Here is a 19,301-nt window from a genome sequence, read left to right on the forward strand (position 1 = left end):
CTGTCGCAATCGACGGGTTGGATCAGCCCATCGGTGGCGCCGGAGTCTCGTTGAGCACGTCGAACAGGGTCTCCTCCTCGTAGCGCAGGTGGCCGGTGAGCTCGGCGGTCAGACGGTCCAGCCCCCGCACCAGACGGTCGCGGTCGCCCTCGTCGCGGGCCAAATCCTGCAGCTCACGCAGGATCTCGGCCACCACCTCGTGCTCCTTCTCGAGCCGGGCGACCACCTCGGACAGTTCCGGGTGGATCCGGGCCAGCATCGGGAAGACACCGCCGTCCTCGCCGGTGTGGTGGCGGGTCAGGTAGCCACAGAAGGCCAGGCAATTGGCGCGCAGGTCGGTCGACGGGGTGAGCTGCTCGCCGGCGACGGCCTGACGGCGCAGGGTCGCCAGCTCGGTGCGGAACCAGTCGTGTACCTCGATGAGCCAGTCGCCCATCCCTTTGACGCGTTCGTCGGTCAACGAAACCTCTTCCATCGGATAGATGGAGGGCGACAAGAAGACAGAGACCACCCCGGTGGACGTCATGGAGGAAGGCCCGGATCTGCCGGTCCTGTCACAGGCTTGGGAAGCCGTTACCTCCATGCGCTAGGCCCCATCCGGGGGCGCCCGCGAAGGCTATCAGGACCGGCGACGACCGCGCTGCCCCGTTCTACAGCAGGTCGACCAGGCGGGCGACGCGGGTGCGGATGGCCGGAAGCTGGGCATAGAGCGAGGTGCCGCAGCACTCGGTGGCGCCGGCCGCGGGGTTGGCGTCGTGCCAGTCGCGGTGGGCACTGATCGTGCGCAATGTGGCCCGCGCGCCGGAGATCGGGTTGACGTAGGCGGTCGTACCCTCCGGGTCGAGGTTGGTGACCTTGGCCAGCAGGGCGAGCACGATCGTCAGGGAACGCAACGCGGCGGCGGTCGGCGGCACCAGGTTGGTGTTGCCGAGCACGCAGACGCCGACGTTGCCGGCGTTGAAGCCGCCGACGTGGGCGCCGTTGACCATCTGCGGGCGGCCGTCGGGGCCGAGCTCGGGGCCGAAGACCGGGATCGGATCGGGGTCGGAGTACACGCCCTCGAAGACCCGGCCGTACTTGTCGATCAGCAGCTGGTAACCGATGTCGCCCCAGTCGTTGGTGACCGCGTGGGTGTAATAGATGCCGCGTACGTGCTGGATGGGGTCGTCGATCGGCGCGGGCTCGCCGCTGTGGTGGACGGTCAGCGTCTGCACGCCGAAGAACGCGGGCGGTGTCTCCAGGGTGCCGTCGGGGTTGTAGCGGTAGGACTCGTCCGCGCCCCAGGCGGCCCGGCTCAGGTAGCTGGGCCGCCACGGCGCCCGGTCGGCCCGGGGCAGGGTGAGAGTGCGGGGTCGCGCTCGTAGGGCCTGCTTGCGGCCGTTGACGGTGTTCAGCTCGGTCACGGCGGTGGGTACGCCGGTGAGCTGGTACGCGGTGACGCCGGCGGCCGGCACCAGCACGTTGCCGGGCGCCGTGGTCGCGTCGGAGCCGGCGGGGCAGCCGGTGGCGGCCAGGTCACGCCATCCGGCCGAAGTCCGCACCCGCAGGCCGGTGCCGGCCGGGACGCTGAGGTGGGTCAGCTCGACCTCGGGCGTGACCGTCCGGCCGGGGCCGAGCGGTCCCCTCGGGGCGGCCACGATCTCGGGAACGGTGTCACCGTCGGCGGCGAACGCCTGGCCGCCGGCCAGGGTCAGCGGCGCCGCGGCGGCGAGGCCGGTGGCCCCGCGGAGCAGGGATCGGCGAGAAACCATGCGGCCGAACCTAGCAAGGGTCGACGGCATGCGTTGACACATACGTGACAGTTGACCCGGTGGCTACCGGACGCCGCCGGATCGGTCCTGCTCAGCCGAGACGCGGGCGACCGACTCGGGATCGAGGTCGAGCACCTCGGTCTCCGCGGCACCGTCCGCTTCGGACATTTCGCCATCGGAGCTGGCGCGCGCGGTCGACCCGGTGGCCTCGGGGCCCGCGTGGCCCGTGTGCGCGGTGGGGCCTGGGCCTGCGGGGTCGGGGTGCGCGGTAGGACCGGGGCCTGTGGAGCCGGGTGCGCGACCGGGGCCGGTAGGGCGGCCGGGGCCCACGGGACCGGTCTTGGTCGGGTGCGCGGAAGCGCTGGTCGCCGGGGCGGGGCCGCGTGCGCCGAAACCGTTGCCGGTGCGCGGCTGGTCGTTGCTGTCGTCGCCGGGGTGCGGGCCGTTGGCCAGCCACTCGGGTCCCTGGTGCGGCTCTTCGGCCCGGATGGAGGCGATGTCGACCGTCTCCACCTCGTCGGGGTCGAGCGTGGCGGCGTCCGGCCTGACCACCGGCCGCTCGCCGGTGTCGATGCGGACCGTCTCCGCGAGGCTCGGATCGTCGGAGACGGGCCGCGCGGCCGGGTCGGTGCCGGGGTCGCGGTGGTCGGGCGTGGGGAACAGCGGTGGCGCGCCCGGGATGGCCACCGGGATCAGCGGTCCGACTTCGGCGACGTCGTCCTCGGACGCCGCTGGGCCGCGGCGTGCGGTGGACGTCGCGGTGGACTCGGTGGCCGACGCCTGACCGGCGGCGTCGGCGGACCCAGGCCCAGGCCCGGGCCCTGAGTCAGCCGAGGGGCCGTCGTCGGAGGCCGAGGCCGAGGCGGGGGCGATCGCGGACGGGAAGGGGCGGACGCGCTCGGCGGTCCAGGCTGGGCGGGGGCCGTCGGCCTCGTCCCAGGAATGGCGCGGCGCCGACGCGGCGGGGCGCGGGCCGGCCGAGCCGGGCGCGGCGTGCCTACCGACCGACTCGGTCGGGAAGAGTTCGTCGCCGGAATACTCGGCCAGGCCGGCCTTCTCCTGCAGGCGCCGCAGCGGGCCCGGCGCCCACCACGCGGCGTTGCCGAGCAGGCCGAGGACGGCGGGAACGAGAAGCATCCGGACGACCGTGGCGTCGAGGATCAGGGCCAGGATCATGCCCACGCCGACGAAGCGCATCGTGGTCACCGAGGACAGGGCGAAGGCGCCGGTCACCACGATCAGCAGGATCGCGGCCGCGCTGATCACGCGGCCGGTGCGGGCCAGGCCGGTGGTGACCGCCTCGGCGGTGCCGGCGCCGCGGGTGCGGGCCTCGACCATCCGGGACAGCAGGAACACCTCGTAGTCGGTGGACAGGCCGAACACCACCGCGGCCATCAGCACGACGATGCCGACCTCGGGTGGTGCCGGTGTCACGTGCAGGAGGCCGGCCAGGTGACCGTCCTGGAACGTCCAGACCAGCACGCCGAAGGTGGCGGCCAGGCTGAGCGCGCTCATCACGACCGCCTTGATCGGCAGCAGGATCGAGCCGAAGGCCAGGAACATCAGCACCAGCGTGGCCCCGGCGAGCAGCCCGATCATCAGCGGGAGGCGGTCGACGGTGGCGTCCAGGCTGTCGACGTTGCGGGCGGTGGTGCCGCCGACCAGAACCGTCGCACCGGCGGGGGTGGCCAGCTCGCGAATGCCGCGGACGGCGTCCCGGGCGTCGTCGCTGAACGGGTCGGTGTTCTTCGGCGTCGCCGTCAGCACGGTCACGCCGTTGGCCGCTCCGGTCGGCGTGACCGCCGCGACACCGGGCAGCTTGGCGACGCTCTGGGCGAAGGACCCGGCGTTTCCGCGTACGACCACCTGAATGCCGGCCGAGCTCATCGCCGGGAAGTCGTCCCGCAGCGTTTCCAGGGCCTGCCGCGCCGGCGACGACGACGGCAACACCCGCTCGTCCGCCTCGCCGAAGTGCACGCCGCGCACGGGACTGGCCAGGATCAGCAGCCCGGCCAGGATCGGCAAAGCGAACAGCACCGGCCGTTTGAGGACCAGGGCGGCCAGCCGCGCCCACCCGGCGCCGGCCGGTCCGGCCGAGCGGCGCGGCAACCGCACCGGCAGCTTGTCGACGCGCGGGCCGAGCAGGGCGAGCAGCGCGGGCAGCAGGGTCAGCGAGAGCAGCGCGGCCAGGCCGACGGCGGCCAGCCCGCCGTACGCCAAAGATTGCAGAAAGCCCTGCGGGAAGAGCAACAACCCACCGAGCGCGATCATCAGCAGGGTCGCCGAGAACAGCACGGTACGCCCGGCCGTGGCGATCGTCCGGGCCACCGCCTCGGCGGGAGAGCGCCCGTGCGACTGCTCCTCCCGGAACCGGCCGACCATGAACAGGCCGTAGTCGATGGCCATGCCCAGCCCGAGCAGGCTGGCCACGTTGACGGCGAACGAGTTGACGTCGTGGGTGAGCGTGACCGCGTGCAGGATGCCCAGCGCGCCGAGCACCGCGCACCCGCCGACCAGCACCGGCAGCGAGGCGGCGACCAGCGACCCGAACAGGAACAGCAGCAGCACCAGCACGATCGGCAGCGAGATGGCCTCGGCCGTGGCCAGGTCGCGGGTGGTGATCTCGGACGTCGCGTCGCCCAGCACCACACCGCCGGCGACCTGCGTGCGGGCGCCCTCGACGGTCAGGTCGTCCTCGATCTCGCGGTACGCGTCCATCTTGGCCGCGTCGTCGGCGCCGGCCAGCGTGAGCATCGCCAGCCCGCTCTTCCGGTCGGCCGACAGCAGCTGTGGCGCCTTCTGCTGCCAGTAGCTGACGCTCTTGGTGACCGCCGACGCGGGCAGCCGGTCGAGGCGGGCCCGCACCCGCTGGGCCAGGGCCGGGTCGTCGATCGAGCCCTTGACCGGCGTGTAGACGACCAGGACGTCGCCGCCCTGGGCGCCGAGCGCCTGCTGGGCCACCTCGGCCGCGCGGGCCGACTCGCTGCCGGGGTCGGCGTACCCGCCCTCGACCAGCTTCCCGAACACCCCGAAGCCCCACACCCCGGCCGCGATCACCACGAGCAGGGTCCCGACCAGCACGGGAACCCGGAACCGGGCGATGCCGGAACCCCAGCCGGTGAAGCTCATCGGAGGGTCGCGGCCTGTAACGCCACGCCGCCGCAGCCGTCGCCGAAGGTCTGCGCGGTGTTCCAGCTCAGGTTGAGCTTGCCGCCCTGGGCCGACCGGTAGGTGATGGTGAAGACCGCGGTGCCGAAGCCGTCACCGCGCTCCTCCAGCGTGCCCACCTCGGTGCCGCCGCCGGCCGACAGCTTCGCCTCGAGCCGGCCTTGCGCCTTCTGCACGCCGACGTAGAGCCGCAGCGTGCGGTCGTCCTTGGCCGCGGGGACGGACAGCGTGAACCCGTTGCCCTTGTCGCAGGTGTTGATGCCGACCGGGGTGCCGCCGTTGGTCGCCTCGGGCGAGCCGTCCCGCCAGCTGTACAGCGTCTTGCCTCGGCCCTGCTGGAACCGGGGCGCGGTCGGGGCGCCCTCGAGGATCTGGAAGTCGCCGTCCTTGGCCCGTTCCAGCGAGAACTTGCCCTGCTGGCCCCAGTGCACCCAGTCGCGGCCGCCTTCGCCGGAGAGGTCGACCCGGCCGGGGATAGCGCCGCGGGCGATGGCCACGTCGAGCGGCGGCCGGGTCTTGCGGGCCGGCGGGGTCGTGCTCGGCCGGGCCGGTGGAGGCGTTGTCGTCGCGCTCTTGCTCGGCGTTGCCGGGTCGCTGGGCAGCGGGATGACCGCCTGGTCGGACGCGGGCGGGATGTCGCCCAGGGCGGGTGGCGGCGGGGCCGGGAGCGCGGTCGGCTCCTTGCCGCTGAGGGCGCTGTTGATGACGAAGCCGACGGCGACGACGAGCAGGATGCCGGCCACGATGATCGCGGCGGGCATGAGGTACTCGGCCAGGGGGCGGCGACGGCTGTCGCGCAGGAGTTCGGCCGGCATCGCGGCCGAGGGGCGGGGCCGGCGCGGGGCGCTGTGGTCGTCCGGCAACCGATCCTCCTGGTCACTGTGGTGCGGGGAGTCCACGATCTCACCCGGATGGATGCCGATCCACCCGTGGGAAGGTTATCGGCCTGATGGCCGAGGATACCCATCGGTGGTTCGTCGGAGATCAACGACGGGCGGCCGAGTAGCGTGTGCGGAGTTTCCGCCGATTGATCCGGACAAGGAGCGCGTGTTTCTCCCATGAGTAATCCAGTTCAGACCACGGCCGGGCGGGGCCGGGCCATCGCGGGGGCGCTCGCCGGAGTCGCCGTGGTGGTCCTGCTCGTCGTGGTGTTCTTCGTTGTGCAGAACAGCGACGACAAGGCCGAGACGCCGGCCGCGGCGCCGGCTGGGGCCGCCTCCGAGCCGGCCCAGCCGACGCCGGCCGATCAGGCGCCGGCCGAGCAGCCGTCGGAGCAGGCCGCCCCGTCGGCGCCGCCGGCCGACCCGCGCCTGCAGTCCGAGCCGAAGATCACGGCGGGTAAGGGCAAGCTGACGAAGCTGGTGGTGAACCCGCTCGTGCCGGGCCGCGGTCCGCGGGTCAAGGCCGGTCAGCAGCTCACTGTCAACTACGTCGGCGCGACCTACGGCGACGGCAAGGTGTTCGAGTCCTCGTTCCAGTCGGGGCAGCCGGCGACGTTCCAGGTCGGTGTCGGCCAGCTGATCCCGGGCTGGGACCAGGGCCTGGTCGGCGTGCCGGTGGGCAGCCGGATCCAGCTGGACATCCCGTCCGACCTGGCCTACGGCGACAACCCGGGCGGCGGCCGGCCGGCCGGTGCGCTCCGCTTCGTGATCGACATCCTCCAGGCCGCCTGACCGGCCGACAGTGGTAGCCCCGCGCGGCGTCTCGGTACGAGTTGCCGCGCGGGGCCACGACTGGAGGGCTTCTTGCTAGAGGTCTTTGACGATCAGGTCGAGCTGGCCGGGGGAGCGCTCCTCGACGGTGTGCTTCAGGTCGCGTAGGGCCTCGACCAGCTCGTCGACGGTGCGCGGTTCGGCCGAGACGAGGGCCAGGGAGCGCACCAGCCGGCCTTTGGTCGCCTTGTTGAAGTGGCTGACCACCGACCGTTTCGCGACGCCGTCGGCCACGCGCTCGTGCAGCACGCGGACGGCGACGGCCGGCGCGGACGGCGTCCACATCGCGGCGTAGGCACCCGAGCGCAGATCCAGGATCGGCCCTTCGGTCCGGTTCAGGGCCGGGGTCAGAGCCTTCTTCCAGTACGGCGTGAGGCCGCCGAGGCCCGGCAACGTGACGCCGGCCGAGCAGCGGTAGGCCGGGATCCGGTCGGACAGCCGGACCGCGCCCCACAACCCCGAGAAGACCACGGCCCGCCCGGCGACCCACTCCTGGGCGGCGGGCGGAAGGTCGGCGAACCCCAGCGCCTCGTAGAGCACGCCGCTGTAGACCTCGGAGGCGGGCGCGGCGGGCGCGGTGAGCAGGCCGGCGTTCCGGGTGACCTCGGGGTGCTGGCCGGCGGTCAGCCCCAGCGTGGCCAGCGAGGCGTTCACGCCGCGGGTGCTGCCGCGCCCGCACATGGCGACCAGCTTGGTCAGCACGCGGCGGCGGTGCCGGGCCAGCTCGGGCCGCCACAGCGCGTCGAGATCGGCCGGTGCGCCGGTGGCCGGCGCGGACTTCCCCTCGGAGGGCGGCAGCAGGATCAGCACGCCGAAAGGTTAGTCGGCCCGCGTCCGGCCAGCGCGTCGGCCACGCTGGCGTAGACACCGAGCCGTTCGGTGAGCCCGACCGTGTCCAGCAGCCGTGTCATCCAGCCGCCGGGGGAGGCGAGCCGCAGCCAGCCGCCGGAGCCCTCGGCCCGCCGCTGCCCGACCACGAACGCGCTGAGCCCGATCGAGTCGCAGAACTCGACACCGGACAGGTCGACCACCACCCGTGGATGGGACCGGTCCAGCACCTGGTCGAGCGTGGTGGCCAGAACCGGGGCGCTGTCCAGGTCGAGGTGACCGCGGACGGAGACGACGACCGAGTCGTCCGGATTGCCGACAACCGACACGTGCACGGCGCCCCCCGAGTCGGGTGAATGAATGAAGTGACCCTCAGTCATTCCCCGTCGAGGGACGAATCTCACCTCCCGGCCGCTTCCGGATGGCCGGAACGTTCACGGTCGTGCGGACGGTGGCCTGATCGATCTCCGTGGTGCGGATGGTGAACGTCAGCTCGTAGGTGCCGGCCAGCGGAAACGTGAGCGAGCCGAGGGCGTCGTTGCGGCCCGGCAGCGGCAGCATCGGCTGTTTGACCGCCTCGACCGTGGCGCCGGTGTAACGGGTGGTGACGGTCCACTCGGCGGCCTGGATCGGCTTGCCCTCGGGTGTGTAGGTGGACCCGTGCACGGTGTTCCACTCGCCGATCTCGACCGGGTAGATGTTGAACTGCAGCGTGTAGAGATTCGAGGTGAGGGTCTGCGAGACGCCGTCGCCGACCGGCTCCTTGGGCTCGGTGTCGCGCGCGGAGCCGGGGGTGGTGCCGACCAGCACGGCACTCAGGGCCAGGATCGCGGTGGTCGCGGTCAGCTCGATGCCCACGGTACGGATCAGCCGGGCCGGACCGGCCGCGGGAACCCGCGCCGTGCGGACCAGAGCGCGGGCGTACGCGGCCACGGCCAGCACCCCGGCCAGGATGGCGGCCTTGGCGATGATCAGCCGCCCGTACCCGGTCTGCCACAGCGCCGGGACCGATCCCACCTGGACCACCGCCTGCACCAGCCCGGCGCCGGCCAGCCACACCACGGCCAGGGTGGCCCACCGCGACCAGGCCGGCAGGATGACGCCGAGCACCCGCTGATGCCGGCGCCGCAGCAGGAACACGGCCAGCGTGACCAGGCCGCCGAGCCAGACCGCCATCGAACCGAGGTGCACCACGTCGGCCGCGACGATCGCCCCGGCCAGCGGCGCCACCACGGCGTGCCCAGTCAGTGGCCAGGTGGTCAGGCCGAGCAGCGCGACCACGACGACGGCGCCGCCCCGCCACCAGGTCGCGGCGCCACGCAGGACCGGGCCGATCAGCCCGGCGGCCAGCGCGACCAGGGCCAGCCGGGCCAGCATGACGAGACCGAAACCACCGGAGAGCACCTGGCCGAGTTCGGTGAACGACACGTTCCAGAGGGGTGCGCCGCTGGCGTACGGCGCCTGGGCCCAGAGTGAGCCCAGCGTCGACACCGCGGTCAGGCCGAGGCCGGCATGGACCAGGCGGACCGCGCCGGTACGCGACTGCCGGCGCGGCCACAGCAGCGCGAGGAACAGGGCCGGGCCGATGGCCAGCGTCAGCCCGGCGTACCCGAGGAACTTGAACGTGGGAACCGCGGCCGTGACCGAACCGTCGACCTGGCCCGGGTCGGACTCGGCGGGCCGGGCCGACGGCGCGCCGACCGAGAAGATCAGCGCGTTGCCGACCGGGTGGCTGTCACCCGAGATGATCCGGTAGCTGACCAGGTAGGTGCCGAGCGGCCGGTCGGCCTTGCGCAGGGTGATCCGCAGGGTCTTGTCGTCGGCGGTGACCGACTCGCTGATCCGTTTGCCGTCCGGCGCCAGCACCTGGGTGCGCGACGGAAGGGCGGTGATCGGCTCGTTGAAGGTCAGCACGATCTCCGACGGCTGGGTGCGCAGCACGGCGCCGCCCTCCGGCGTGGAGGAGACCAGGCTGGAGTGCGCGCTGGCCGGGGCGGCCGGGAGCAGCAGAAGGCCGAGGACGAGCAGCAGCACTCGCACCGCCCCGCCGAGCATGCGGGTCGCTGTCACACGGAGTAGTTCGGACGGCGTGGGGAAAAGGTTCAAGTCAGCGACGATACGATCCGCTCAGGTCCACGCGCCCCAGGAGGCCCCGCATGCCCGCCCATCCCCGAGCCGGCCAGCCCGCTCAGCCCGCCGACCTGATCGACGTCCCGCGGGTGGTGTCCGCGTATTACACCGAGCACCCCGACCCCTCCATCGCCGGTCAGCGGGTGGCCTTCGGCACCTCGGGCCATCGCGGGTCGAGCCTCAACACCGCGTTCAACTCCGACCACATCGCGGCGACCAGCCAGGCCATCGTCGAGTACCGCCGCGAGCAGGGCACCAACGGCCCGCTCTACCTCGGGCGGGACACGCACGCGCTGAGCGAGCCAGCGATGATCACGGCGCTCGAGGTGGTCGCCGCCAACGACGTCGCGGTGCGGATCGACAGCCGGGACAGCTGGACGCCGACCCCGGCCGTGTCGCACGCGATCCTCGCCTACAACCGCGGCCGCACGTCCGGACTGGCCGACGGTGTGGTGGTGACGCCGTCGCACAACCCGCCCGCCGACGGTGGTTTCAAGTACAACCCGCCCAACGGCGGACCGGCCGACACGGACGCCACCAGGTGGATCCAGGACCGGGCCAACGAGCTGATCGCCGGCCGGCTGTCCGGGGTGAGCCGGCTGCCGGCCGCCCGGGCCCGCCGGTCCGACCTGGTCACCGGCTACGACTTCCGCGGTGAATACGTCAACGACCTGGGCTCGGTGATCGACCTGGAGGCGATCCGGGCGGCCGGGGTGCGTATCGGCGCCGACCCGCTGGGCGGGGCGAGCGTGGAGTACTGGGGTGCGATCGGCGAGCGTTACGGCCTCGACCTGACCGTGGTCAACCCGAACGTCGACCCCACCTTCGGCTTCATGACCCTGGACTGGGACGGCAAGATCCGGATGGACTGCTCGTCGCCGAACGCGATGGCGTCGCTGGTCGCGCAGAAGGACCGGTTCCAGATCGCCACCGGCAACGACGCCGACGCCGACCGGCACGGCATCGTCACCCCGGACGCCGGCCTGATGAACCCCAACCACTACCTGTCGGTGGCCATCTCCTACCTGTTCCGGGTGCGGACGGGCTGGCCGGCGGGCGCGGCCATCGGCAAGACGCTGGTCTCCTCGTCGATGATCGACCGGGTCGCGGCCGACCTGGGCCGCCGGCTGGACGAGGTGCCGGTCGGCTTCAAATGGTTCGTGCCGGGACTGCTGGACGGCACGGTCGGCTTCGGCGGCGAGGAGAGCGCGGGCGGGTCGTTCCTGCGCCGCGACGGCAGCGTCTGGAGCACCGACAAGGACGGCATCCTGCTCGACCTGCTGGCCTCCGAGATCCTGGCCGGCACCGGTCGCACCCCCAGCGAGCACTACCGCGACCTGGCCGGCAAGTTCGGCGATCCCGCGTACGCCCGGATCGACGCGCCCGCCACCCCGGACGAGAAGGCGATCCTGGCCAAGCTCTCCCCGGAACAGGTGACCGCCAAGGAGCTCGACGGCGAGCCGATCACGCAGGTGCTGACCACCGCTCCGGGCAACGGCGCGTCGATCGGCGGTCTGAAGGTGGTCACCGAGTCGGGCTGGTTCGCCGCCCGGCCGTCCGGCACCGAGGACGTCTACAAGATCTATGCCGAGTCGTTCAGGGGCCCCGACCACCTGGCCACCATCCAGGAGGAAGCGCGGGCGGTGGTCTCGGCCGCCCTCAAGGGCTGAGCACGGTCCACGCGCCGGAGCTCGCCTCGACCCGGCCGTCCCGGGCGCGCAACCCGGCGGCGATCTCGCCGTCGGGATCGTCCGGGGCGGGCCGGATGGTGATCCGCAGCGGCTCACCGGTCGCGTCGATCTCCACCTCGGCCGGGCCGGTGTCGGCCGCGAGCAGCAGCTCGACCAGCCGGTAGCCGCGTTCGGCGTCGTCGCCGGTCACCCGCAGCGTGACCGTCCGGCCGTGCGAGCGCCACTTCCCGGCCAGCTCGGCCAGCGTCGGCCGGGCCGCCGGCGACTCCTGCCGCTCGACCCGCCGCAGGTCGCGCAGCAGGCCGCGCATCGCCGCGAGGGCGGCCCGGGCCTCGGTCATCACCTCGCCGAGGGCGCCGCGTTCGGCCGCCTCGATCATCCGCTCGGTGTGCCGGAGCACCGCCTCGCTGAGCCCGTCGGCGATCCGGGCCCGCTCGGCCGTGGCCGCCATCGACGCGTGGTGCGCCGACCAGGCGATCCACTCCTCCTCGTTGGTGGTGACCTGGGCCCGGCGGCGGCGTACGAACCAGCCGGCCAGCCAGCCCAGGCCCAGCGGCACGGCCATGATCAGCGCGAACATCAGGGTGAAGATCAGCAGCAGGGCGATCCACGGCGGCCGGTCGGGCCCGTCCGCCGGCGTCGCGGCGAAGGCGAGCCCGAACGACAGCCCGGCCGGCAGCACGCCGGCCGGGACGGCCAGCCAGTCCAGCCGGGCCCGGTGGCCGTACCGGCCGACCGCGTGCACCGCCAGCAGGTCGGCGCCGATCGCGGTGACCGGGATGTAGCCGGACGCGGCGGGCAGCAGGTCGGTGCCGATCGCCGCCGCCCACAGCATGCCGGTGACCGCCACCGCGGCCAGCACCGGCCACGGACGGGTCCGGCGCAGCGCCAGCGGCAGGGCGTGGATCGCGACGATCGCGGCCATCAGCGCCGGCCCGCCCGGCACCGCGGGGTTGGAGCCGGTGACGTACGTCCACAGCGCCCACACCGGCGGCACCAGCGCCAGCCCGATCAGCACGGCGTCGATCACGTGGGCCGACCAGGGCCGGGCCGGCCGCGCCGCCGCGACCGGCTCGAGCGGGGCGTCCAGTGTGGCCCGGACCTGCCAGCCGCCGCCGGGCCGGGGCCCGGCGGTCAGGTCGCCGCCGGTCGCCCGGGCCCGCTCGCGCATCCCCGGGATCCCGTTGCCGCTGCCGATGCTCAGCTCGCGGGGCTTGCCGGCCGGGGCGTCGTTCTCGACCGTCAGCTCGAGGCCGGTCGGCGTCCGGGCCACCACGACCCGGGTGGGCGCGCCCGGCGCGTACCGCAGGGTGTTGGTCAGTGCCTCGCGCGCGATCGCCGGGACCGCCTCGGGCAGCGCGACGTCCGGTGCGGTCAGCGTGACCGGCTGGCCCGCGTCCTGGAAGGAGGCGACCAGCACGGGCAACGACGGCGGCGGGGGCGTCTGCATGATCGCGACCAGCCGGCGCAGCGCCTCCACCGTGGCCCGGCCGGTCCGCGCGGCGTGGTCGAGGGTCTGTGCGACCAGCTCGGCGCGTTCCCCGGCCATCCGCTCGGCCGCCGTCGCGCCGACCACGATCGAGGTCAAGTGGTGTGCGGTGATGTCGTGCAGCTCCTGGGTCAGCCGCTGCCGCTCGATCTCGGTGGCGCGGGCCCGGCGTTCCTCGGCCCGCATGAACCGCTCGGCCGCGGCCGCCCGCTCGGCCCGCCACCGGGCGTGCCGCCGGCCCGCGGCCAGCACGATCAGGTAGACGGTGACGGTCAGCGCGATCTCCACGCCGGTCGGCAGGTCGTGCCGGTTGTCGAAGGTCACGACCAGTGTCTGGGCCACCATCAGGCCGCCGGTGACCGGCAGGGCGACGCGCGGCGGGCGTCGGGCGGCGACCGAGAACAGGGCTATCGCGTCGGCCAGCGCGATCACGGTCAGCGCGTCGGCCGGCAGCCCCCACGCCCCGGCGCTGAGGGCGGCGCTGGCCACGACGGTCGCCGCGACCGGGTTGCTGCGCCGCCAGAGCAGAGCCACGGCGGCCGCGGCGGTGATCGCCAGGACGGCGGCGATGGCCGCGGCGGCCGGTCGCGACCCGGTCAGCAGCGGGCGGATCGGCCAGTCGAGCAGCTGCCCGGCGGCTAGCAGGGCGGGCAGCAGCCAGACCCAGTGCCGGCTGGTCCTACCCATGCGGGACCACCAGGCCGAGGTCGTACGCGACGATCGTGGCCTGCACCCGGTCACGCACCCCGAGCTTGCCCAGCAGCGCTGTGACGTGCAGCTTGACCGTGCCCAGGGAGATGTTGAGCCGGGCCGCGATCTCGGCGTTGGAGAGCCCGCCGGCCACGTGGAGCAGTACGTCCCGTTCGCGCGGGGTGAGCGCGTCGAGCCGGCCGGCGTCGGGCGCCCGGGCCGGCCCCACGGGCCCGAACCGGCCGGCCGGCGGCTCGCCGGCCGCGTCCCGGCCGCTCAGCGGGGGCTCGCCGGGCGCGAACCGGTCGATGAGCCGGCGGGTGACGGCCGGGCTCAGCATCGCCTCGCCGGCCGCGATGACCCGGACCGCGGAGAGCAGGTCGGCCGGCAGGGCGTCCTTGAGCAGAAATCCCGACGCCCCGGCCCGCAGTGCCTGGTAGACGTAGGCGTCCTCGAGGAACGTGGTCAGCACCAGCACCCGGGGCGGGTCGCCGGCCGCGGTCAGGTGGGCGGTGGCGGTCAGCCCGTCCATGCCCGGCATCCGGATGTCCATCAGCACCACGTCGGGCCGGGTGGCCGCGGCCCGGGTCAGCGCCGACTCCCCGTCGCCGGCCTCGGCCACCACGGTCAGGTCGGGTTCGGCGTCGACGATCGCGGCGATGCCCGCCCGGACCATCGCCTGGTCGTCGACGACCATCACGCGGACGGCGATGACGTCACCCCCACACTCACTGATCGACGACCGGGCCTGCCCGGGACGATACCGACCACGTCTATATCCGAGGACAGGGGAGAGGTCCGTCCCGGGGCGGATCCGCGCCGGGTGCCGCCGCCGAGAGAATCAGCGCCATGAGTTACCACCTCCTGGCCGCCGGGCGTCCGGCCTGGCAGCATCTGATCGGGATCCTGACCGTGGGCGTGGGCTGGCTGATCGGGTCGGCCGTGATCTACGGCGTGGGCGACGCGGCCGGACTGACCGACCCGCGTCTGCTGCTGGCGCTCGACTTCGCGGCGGTCGCGGCCCTGCTGCCGGCCACCTGGCTGACCGTCCGGGTGCTGCAGCGGCGCGGGCTGGGGACGCTGAGCTCGGTGGCCGGGCGGCTGCGGTGGGGGTGGCTGGCCCGGTGCGCGACTGTGGCCGCTCCGGTCGCCGCGGTGCTGCTCGTGGCCGGCCTCTGGGTCGATCCGGCCGGTGGACACCTGGTCGGCGCCGGTGCCGTGGTGCGCACGCTGGCGGCGCTGCTTCTGCTGGTGCCGTTGCAGGCCGCGGCCGAGGAGTACGCGTTCCGCGGCTATCTGCTGCAGGCCTTCGCCAGCCTGCATCCGGCCGTGCTCCGAGACGAACATCCTAGGACGGTCCAGGCGATGTGGCCCATGCCCTGGGTGCCGATCCTGCTCCAGGCGGTGATGTTCGCGGCCATGCACGGCTGGGGGACCCCGTGGGGCTTCGCCGACCTGGTGGCCTTCGGCGCGGTGGCCGGCTGGCTGACCGTGCGGACCGGCGGGCTCGAGGCCGGTATCGCTCTGCACGTCCTCAACAACCTGGCCGCCGCGGTGCAGATGGCGCTGCTGGGGCAGCTGCGCATCGACGAGACGGCGGCCGACCTGCCGTGGCCGATGGTCGCGATCGACGTCCCGGTCCTGGTGATCTACGCGGCGGTGATCACCCGGCTGGCCCGCCGGGTCACCCCCGCGGGTCCAGTCGAGCCGGTCGCGGCGCCCGCATAGCGAACTCGGCCGCGCCCGGCGACGGCGGAAGCGGGCAGAGCCGGTGGTAGGTGGTGCCGTTGGTCAGCCCGGCGACCACCCGTCGGCGCAGGCGGGCAGTGGCCCCAGAGCCGGTGGTGGCGCAGGCGCGCGGTGGCGTCCCGGAACCGGCGGCGGCGGAATCGGGCAGAGGCGTCCCGGAGCCGGGCGTGGCGGCGGGGTAAGGGGCGAAAAGCTCAGATCGCGAGGTTCGGTGCCGAAGGGGAGGACGCCCAGTGACAGGAGCCCAACCCCGAGATGAGCCGTCCTCCGGGCCGCCGCAGCGGCCTCGTTCCGCTCGCAGCGGCCGTGGCGAGCACCACCACGTCGGCCGTCTGGCTGGTGGCCAACGGTGGCGAGCTCGCGCCGAGCGGGCTGCTGCCCGGCATGTTCGCCTGCCTGGCCGCCGCCTACCTGTGCGGCCGGATCAGCTCGCAGATCATCGTGAGCCGGGCCGTCCGCGGCTTCTGGAAGCGTCACGGTCACGCGTCGTTCTGCCTGTTCCTGTCGTCGATGCTGGTCGTGGTCGCGTACGGCTACCACAAAATGGTGCTGGCGCCGTACCTGTTCGCCGGGCTCGTCCTCGCGGTGGTCATGTCGATGCTGGGCTTCCTGCACCTGCCGTTGGGCGACCGGTCGATGTTGACCCTGATCCGGATGGTGCTGGACGGGCTCACCGTGGCCGTCGCCGGTGGGCTGGTGTTCTTCGCCGTGGTGGGTGAGTACACCGCGGCCGGTGTGGCGCCGGCCACCCGGATCGGGATGTCGCTGGTCGGGGTGGGCGGGCTGATCGCGCTGGTGGTGATCGGGCGGGCCGCCGCCGCGCCGGCCGGGCCGGTCGACGCGGGAGCGCTGCGGTTCCTGACGATCGCCCCGTTGTTCGGTGTGGTGACCGCGGTCTTCGAGATCATGGGGGACGAGTACGCGCGGAACGTGCTGGCGGTGCTGGCCCTGCCCGTGGTGGCCACGGCGATCTGCGTCGCGGCGTACCGGCAGATCTGGGTGCTGGACCGGCCCGCCCCGGCGCCGGCGCCGGTCCCGGTGGCCGAGACGTCCCGCCGCAGCATGTTCAACCTGATGCCGTTCCTGGCCGTGGCCAGCACCGCGGGGCTGCTGGTGGTGCTGTCGGCGCGGGAGATGACCTGGCCGCAGCGGCTGGTGGTCATCGGGGCGGTGCTGATCGCCTGCTTCGTGGTGCTGCGTCAGCTGACCGGGGTGTACGAGCACCGCCGGGCGCTGCGGGGCATCCGCCGCCAGCAGGCCGAGCTGGAGCATCTGGCCTTGCACGACCCGCTGACCGGCCTGGCCAACCGGGCCCGGTTCGGCACGGTGCTGGCCGAGCGGCTGGACGCGCACCTGCCCGCCGCGGTCCTGTTGATCGACGTGGACGACTTCAAGATGGTCAACGACACGATGGGGCACGCGCTCGGTGACCAGCTGCTCTACGAGGTGGCGCAGCGGCTGCGGCACGGGAGCCGGGCCGAGACCGACCTGCCCGCCCGGCTCGGCGGGGACGAGTTCGCGGTGCTGCTCAGCGCCGACGACGCCGAGTACGCCGAGCAGGCCGCGGCCCGGATCCTGGACCTGTTGTCGGCTCCGTTCGCGGTCGGCGAGCATCAGCTGCTGGCCCAGGCCAGCATCGGGGTGGCGCTGGCCGGGGCCGGCGACAGCGCCGACGAGGTGCTGCGCAACGCCGACATCGCGATGTACGCGGCCAAGGACGCCGGCAAGGCCGAGTGGGCCCGGTTCGAGCCGCGGATGCGGGCCGACGTGGTCAACCACGCCCGCCTGGGCAGCGAGCTGCACAACGCGATCATCCGGCACGAGTTGTTCCTGCTCTATCAGCCGGTGTTCGACCTGGTCACCGGCCGGATGTCGGGGGCCGAGGCGCTGGTCCGGTGGCGGCACCCGGAGCGCGGCTTCGTGCCGCCGATCGATTTCATCCCGGTGGCCGAGCGCTCCGGGCTGATCATCGCGCTGGGCCGGTTCGTGCTGCGGGAGGCGTGTGCCCAGCTGGCCCGGTGGCACTCGGAGCTGGGCCCGGCGGCGATCCGGTCGATCAACGTGAACGTGGCCGCCCGGCAGCTGCGCGACGCCGGGTTCGTCGGTGAGGTGGCGGCGGCGTTGCGGGACTTCGGGTTGCAGCCGGGGAACCTGGTGCTGGAGGTGACCGAGTCGTCGGTGCTGGACGGGCGGCGGGTGCGGGAGTCGCTGGAGGCGTTGCACGCGATGGGCGTACGCCTGGCGCTGGATGATTTCGGTACGGGTCAGTCGTCGCTGAGCCTGCTGCGGGCGTTCCCGGTCGACGTGCTCAAGCTGGACAAGTCGTTCGTCGACGGGATCAGCGAGGGGTCGGACCGGGGGCGGCTCGCGGTGGCCGCGGCGGTGGCCCAGCTGGCCGAGTATCTGCAGCTGTCGGCGGTGGCCGAGGGTATCGAGACGGAGGCGCAGGCGGCCCGGCTGCGCGAGATGGGTTACCGGCTGGGCCAGGGTTTCCATCTCGCGCGGCCGTTGCCGCCGGCCGAGGCGGCCGCGCTCATGGTCGCGACCGCCCCGGTGTTGAACTAGGCGTCGACCTCGTTACGGTCGTCGGTGGCCCAGAGGACGTGGAACGAGCCTTCCTTGTCGGTGCGGCGGTAGGTGTGCGCGCCGAAGAAGTCGCGCTGGCCCTGGATCAGCGCGGCGGGCAGGCGCTTGGCCCGCAGGCCGTCGTAGTACGCCAGCGACGACGCGAAGCCGGGAGCCGGGATGCCCTGCTGGGCGGCCAGCGCCACGACCCGCCGCCAGGCGTCCTGCGCGCCGCTGACGGCGTCCAGGAAGTAGTCGTCGACCAGCAGCGTCGGCAGTGACGGGTTCTTGTCGTAGGCCTGCTTGATGTAGTCGAGGAACTTGGCCCGGATGATGCAGCCGGCCCGCCAGATCTTGGCCATCGCGCCCGGGTCGATCTGCCAGTCGTACTCCTTGCTGGCCGCCTGGATCTGCTGGAAGCCCTGCGCGTACGCGACGATCTTGGACGCGAACAGCGCCTGCTCGATGTCGGCCCGCAGGTCGGCGCCGCCGGCACCGGCCGTGGCCGACGGTCCGGGCAGGCCGGCCGCGGCCTCGCGCACGGACGCCCCGCCGGACAGCGCGCGGGCGAACACCGACTCGGCGATGCCGCTGATCGGCACGCCCAGGTCGAGCGCCGACTGCACGGTCCAGCGGCCGGTGCCCTTCTGTTCGGCCTGGTCGAGCACGATGTCGACGAACGCCTGCCCGGTGGCCGGGTCGTTCTGCTTGAGCACCTCGGCGGTGATCTCGATCAGGTACGAGCCCAGGCGGCCCTCGTTCCAGCCTTTGAAGATCTCGGCGATCTCGGCCGGCGAGTGGCCGCCGACCTGCCGGAGCAGGTCGTACGCCTCGGCGATGAGCTGCATGTCGGCGTACTCGATGCCGTTGTGCACCATCTTGACGAAGTGGCCGGCGCCGTCCGGGCCGACGTGCACGCAGCACGGCTCCCCGTCGACCTTGGCCGCGATGTCCTCCAGCAGCGGGCCGAGCGATTCGTAGGACTCGGCCGGGCCGCCGGGCATGATGCTCGGGCCGTGCAGGGCGCCCTCCTCGCCGCCGGAGACGCCGGCCCCGACGAAGTGCAGGCCCTTCTCCCGCAGGGCGGCCTCGCGCCGGCGGGTGTCCAGGTAGTGGGCGTTGCCGGCGTCGATGAGCATGTCGCCCTGCTCGAGCAGCGGGGCGAACTCGTCGATCACGGCGTCGGTGGGTGCGCCCGCCTTCACCATGATCACCACGCGTCGCGGCCGTTCCAGGCTGGCCACGAACTCCTCGGCCGTCTCGGCGGGCAGGAACGTACCCTCGTCGCCGTACTGCTCGACAAGCTCCTTGGTCCTGCCGTAGCTCCGGTTGTGCACCGCGACCGTGTGGCCGTGGCGGGCGAAGTTCCGGGCCAGGTTGCGGCCCATCACGGCCAGGCCGGTGACCCCGATCTGCGCCTTTTCCGTCATTGCACGTTCCTTCCCTCGGCTGTCCCGGTCATTGTTACGCGTTCGCGACCGGCGAAGTTCGATTGGGTCGGATCAGTGCGGCCGGTCGCGGGGGAAGA

14 protein-coding genes are annotated in these 19,301 nt (G+C 73.3%); 4 read left to right on the forward strand and 10 right to left on the reverse strand.

Features of this window, described 5'->3' with window-relative positions; all coding sequences use genetic code 11:
* Positions 1-22: 22 nt before the first annotated feature.
* The 4 genes from ACGFIO_RS21645 to ACGFIO_RS21660 all read right to left on the reverse strand — a co-directional run bounded on the left by ACGFIO_RS21645 (position 23) and on the right by ACGFIO_RS21660 (position 5,818).
* Complete coding sequence (locus ACGFIO_RS21645; protein WP_392828080.1) at positions 23-475, reverse strand: hemerythrin domain-containing protein; 453 nt, start codon at positions 473-475, stop codon at positions 23-25.
* A gap of 175 nt (positions 476-650) precedes the next feature.
* Positions 651-1,751 (reverse strand): N-acetylmuramoyl-L-alanine amidase, encoded by a 1,101-nt coding sequence (locus ACGFIO_RS21650; RefSeq protein WP_392828081.1) that lies wholly within the window; start codon positions 1,749-1,751, stop codon positions 651-653.
* Positions 1,752-1,814: 63 nt separating this feature from the next.
* Positions 1,815-4,880: an MMPL family transporter gene (locus tag ACGFIO_RS21655; protein WP_392828082.1), complete on the reverse strand. Its 3,066-nt coding sequence runs from the start codon at positions 4,878-4,880 to the stop codon at positions 1,815-1,817.
* Positions 4,877-5,818: a hypothetical protein gene (locus ACGFIO_RS21660; protein ID WP_392828083.1), complete on the reverse strand. Its 942-nt coding sequence runs from the start codon at positions 5,816-5,818 to the stop codon at positions 4,877-4,879. Before ACGFIO_RS21660 ends, ACGFIO_RS21655 begins: the two co-directional genes overlap by 4 nt.
* Before the next feature lie 159 nt (positions 5,819-5,977).
* Here ACGFIO_RS21660 and ACGFIO_RS21665 point away from each other — a divergent pair, with 159 nt between their 5' ends.
* Positions 5,978-6,592, forward strand: a complete 615-nt coding sequence (locus ACGFIO_RS21665; protein ID WP_392828084.1) for an FKBP-type peptidyl-prolyl cis-trans isomerase — start codon at positions 5,978-5,980, stop codon at positions 6,590-6,592.
* Positions 6,593-6,667: 75 nt separating this feature from the next.
* On the opposite strand, the gene ACGFIO_RS21670 is transcribed toward ACGFIO_RS21665, so the two are convergent.
* From ACGFIO_RS21670 to ACGFIO_RS21680, 3 genes are read right to left on the reverse strand one after another with little or no spacing between them, the layout of a single operon-like run.
* Positions 6,668-7,441, reverse strand: coding sequence for a YaaA family protein (locus ACGFIO_RS21670; protein WP_392828085.1), 774 nt, complete (start codon positions 7,439-7,441; stop codon positions 6,668-6,670).
* Positions 7,435-7,794: an STAS domain-containing protein gene (locus ACGFIO_RS21675; protein WP_392828086.1), complete on the reverse strand. Its 360-nt coding sequence runs from the start codon at positions 7,792-7,794 to the stop codon at positions 7,435-7,437. The genes ACGFIO_RS21670 and ACGFIO_RS21675 overlap by 7 nt, the downstream gene beginning before the upstream one ends.
* 37 nt (positions 7,795-7,831) lie before the next feature.
* Positions 7,832-9,565, reverse strand: a complete 1,734-nt coding sequence (locus ACGFIO_RS21680) for a copper resistance CopC/CopD family protein (protein ID WP_392828087.1) — start codon at positions 9,563-9,565, stop codon at positions 7,832-7,834.
* A gap of 50 nt (positions 9,566-9,615) precedes the next feature.
* Between ACGFIO_RS21680 and pgm the strand changes: the two genes are divergently transcribed.
* Complete coding sequence (pgm, locus tag ACGFIO_RS21685) at positions 9,616-11,259, forward strand: phosphoglucomutase (alpha-D-glucose-1,6-bisphosphate-dependent) (RefSeq protein ID WP_392828088.1); 1,644 nt, start codon at positions 9,616-9,618, stop codon at positions 11,257-11,259.
* On the opposite strand, the gene ACGFIO_RS21690 is transcribed toward pgm, so the two are convergent.
* Positions 11,249-13,456, reverse strand: a complete 2,208-nt coding sequence (locus ACGFIO_RS21690) for a histidine kinase (protein WP_392828089.1) — start codon at positions 13,454-13,456, stop codon at positions 11,249-11,251. The genes pgm and ACGFIO_RS21690 overlap by 11 nt on opposite strands.
* Positions 13,449-14,156 (reverse strand): response regulator, encoded by a 708-nt coding sequence (locus tag ACGFIO_RS21695; protein WP_392828125.1) that lies wholly within the window; start codon positions 14,154-14,156, stop codon positions 13,449-13,451. The genes ACGFIO_RS21690 and ACGFIO_RS21695 overlap by 8 nt, the downstream gene beginning before the upstream one ends.
* Positions 14,157-14,308: 152 nt before the next feature.
* On the opposite strand from ACGFIO_RS21695, the gene ACGFIO_RS21700 reads away from it, so the two are divergent.
* Positions 14,309-15,187, forward strand: coding sequence for a CPBP family intramembrane glutamic endopeptidase (locus ACGFIO_RS21700; protein WP_392828090.1), 879 nt, complete (start codon positions 14,309-14,311; stop codon positions 15,185-15,187).
* 276 nt (positions 15,188-15,463) lie between these two features.
* Positions 15,464-17,773, forward strand: coding sequence for a putative bifunctional diguanylate cyclase/phosphodiesterase (locus tag ACGFIO_RS21705; protein WP_392828091.1), 2,310 nt, complete (start codon positions 15,464-15,466; stop codon positions 17,771-17,773).
* Here ACGFIO_RS21705 and gndA read toward each other — a convergent pair.
* Entirely contained in the window at positions 17,770-19,203 is a 1,434-nt protein-coding gene (gene gndA / locus ACGFIO_RS21710; protein WP_392828092.1) for an NADP-dependent phosphogluconate dehydrogenase, read from the reverse strand. The genes ACGFIO_RS21705 and gndA overlap by 4 nt on opposite strands.
* Positions 19,204-19,301: the final 98 nt, after the last annotated feature.

Source organism: Actinoplanes sp. NPDC049265 (assembly GCF_043197135.1).
Lineage (GTDB): Bacteria > Actinomycetota > Actinomycetes > Mycobacteriales > Micromonosporaceae > Actinoplanes.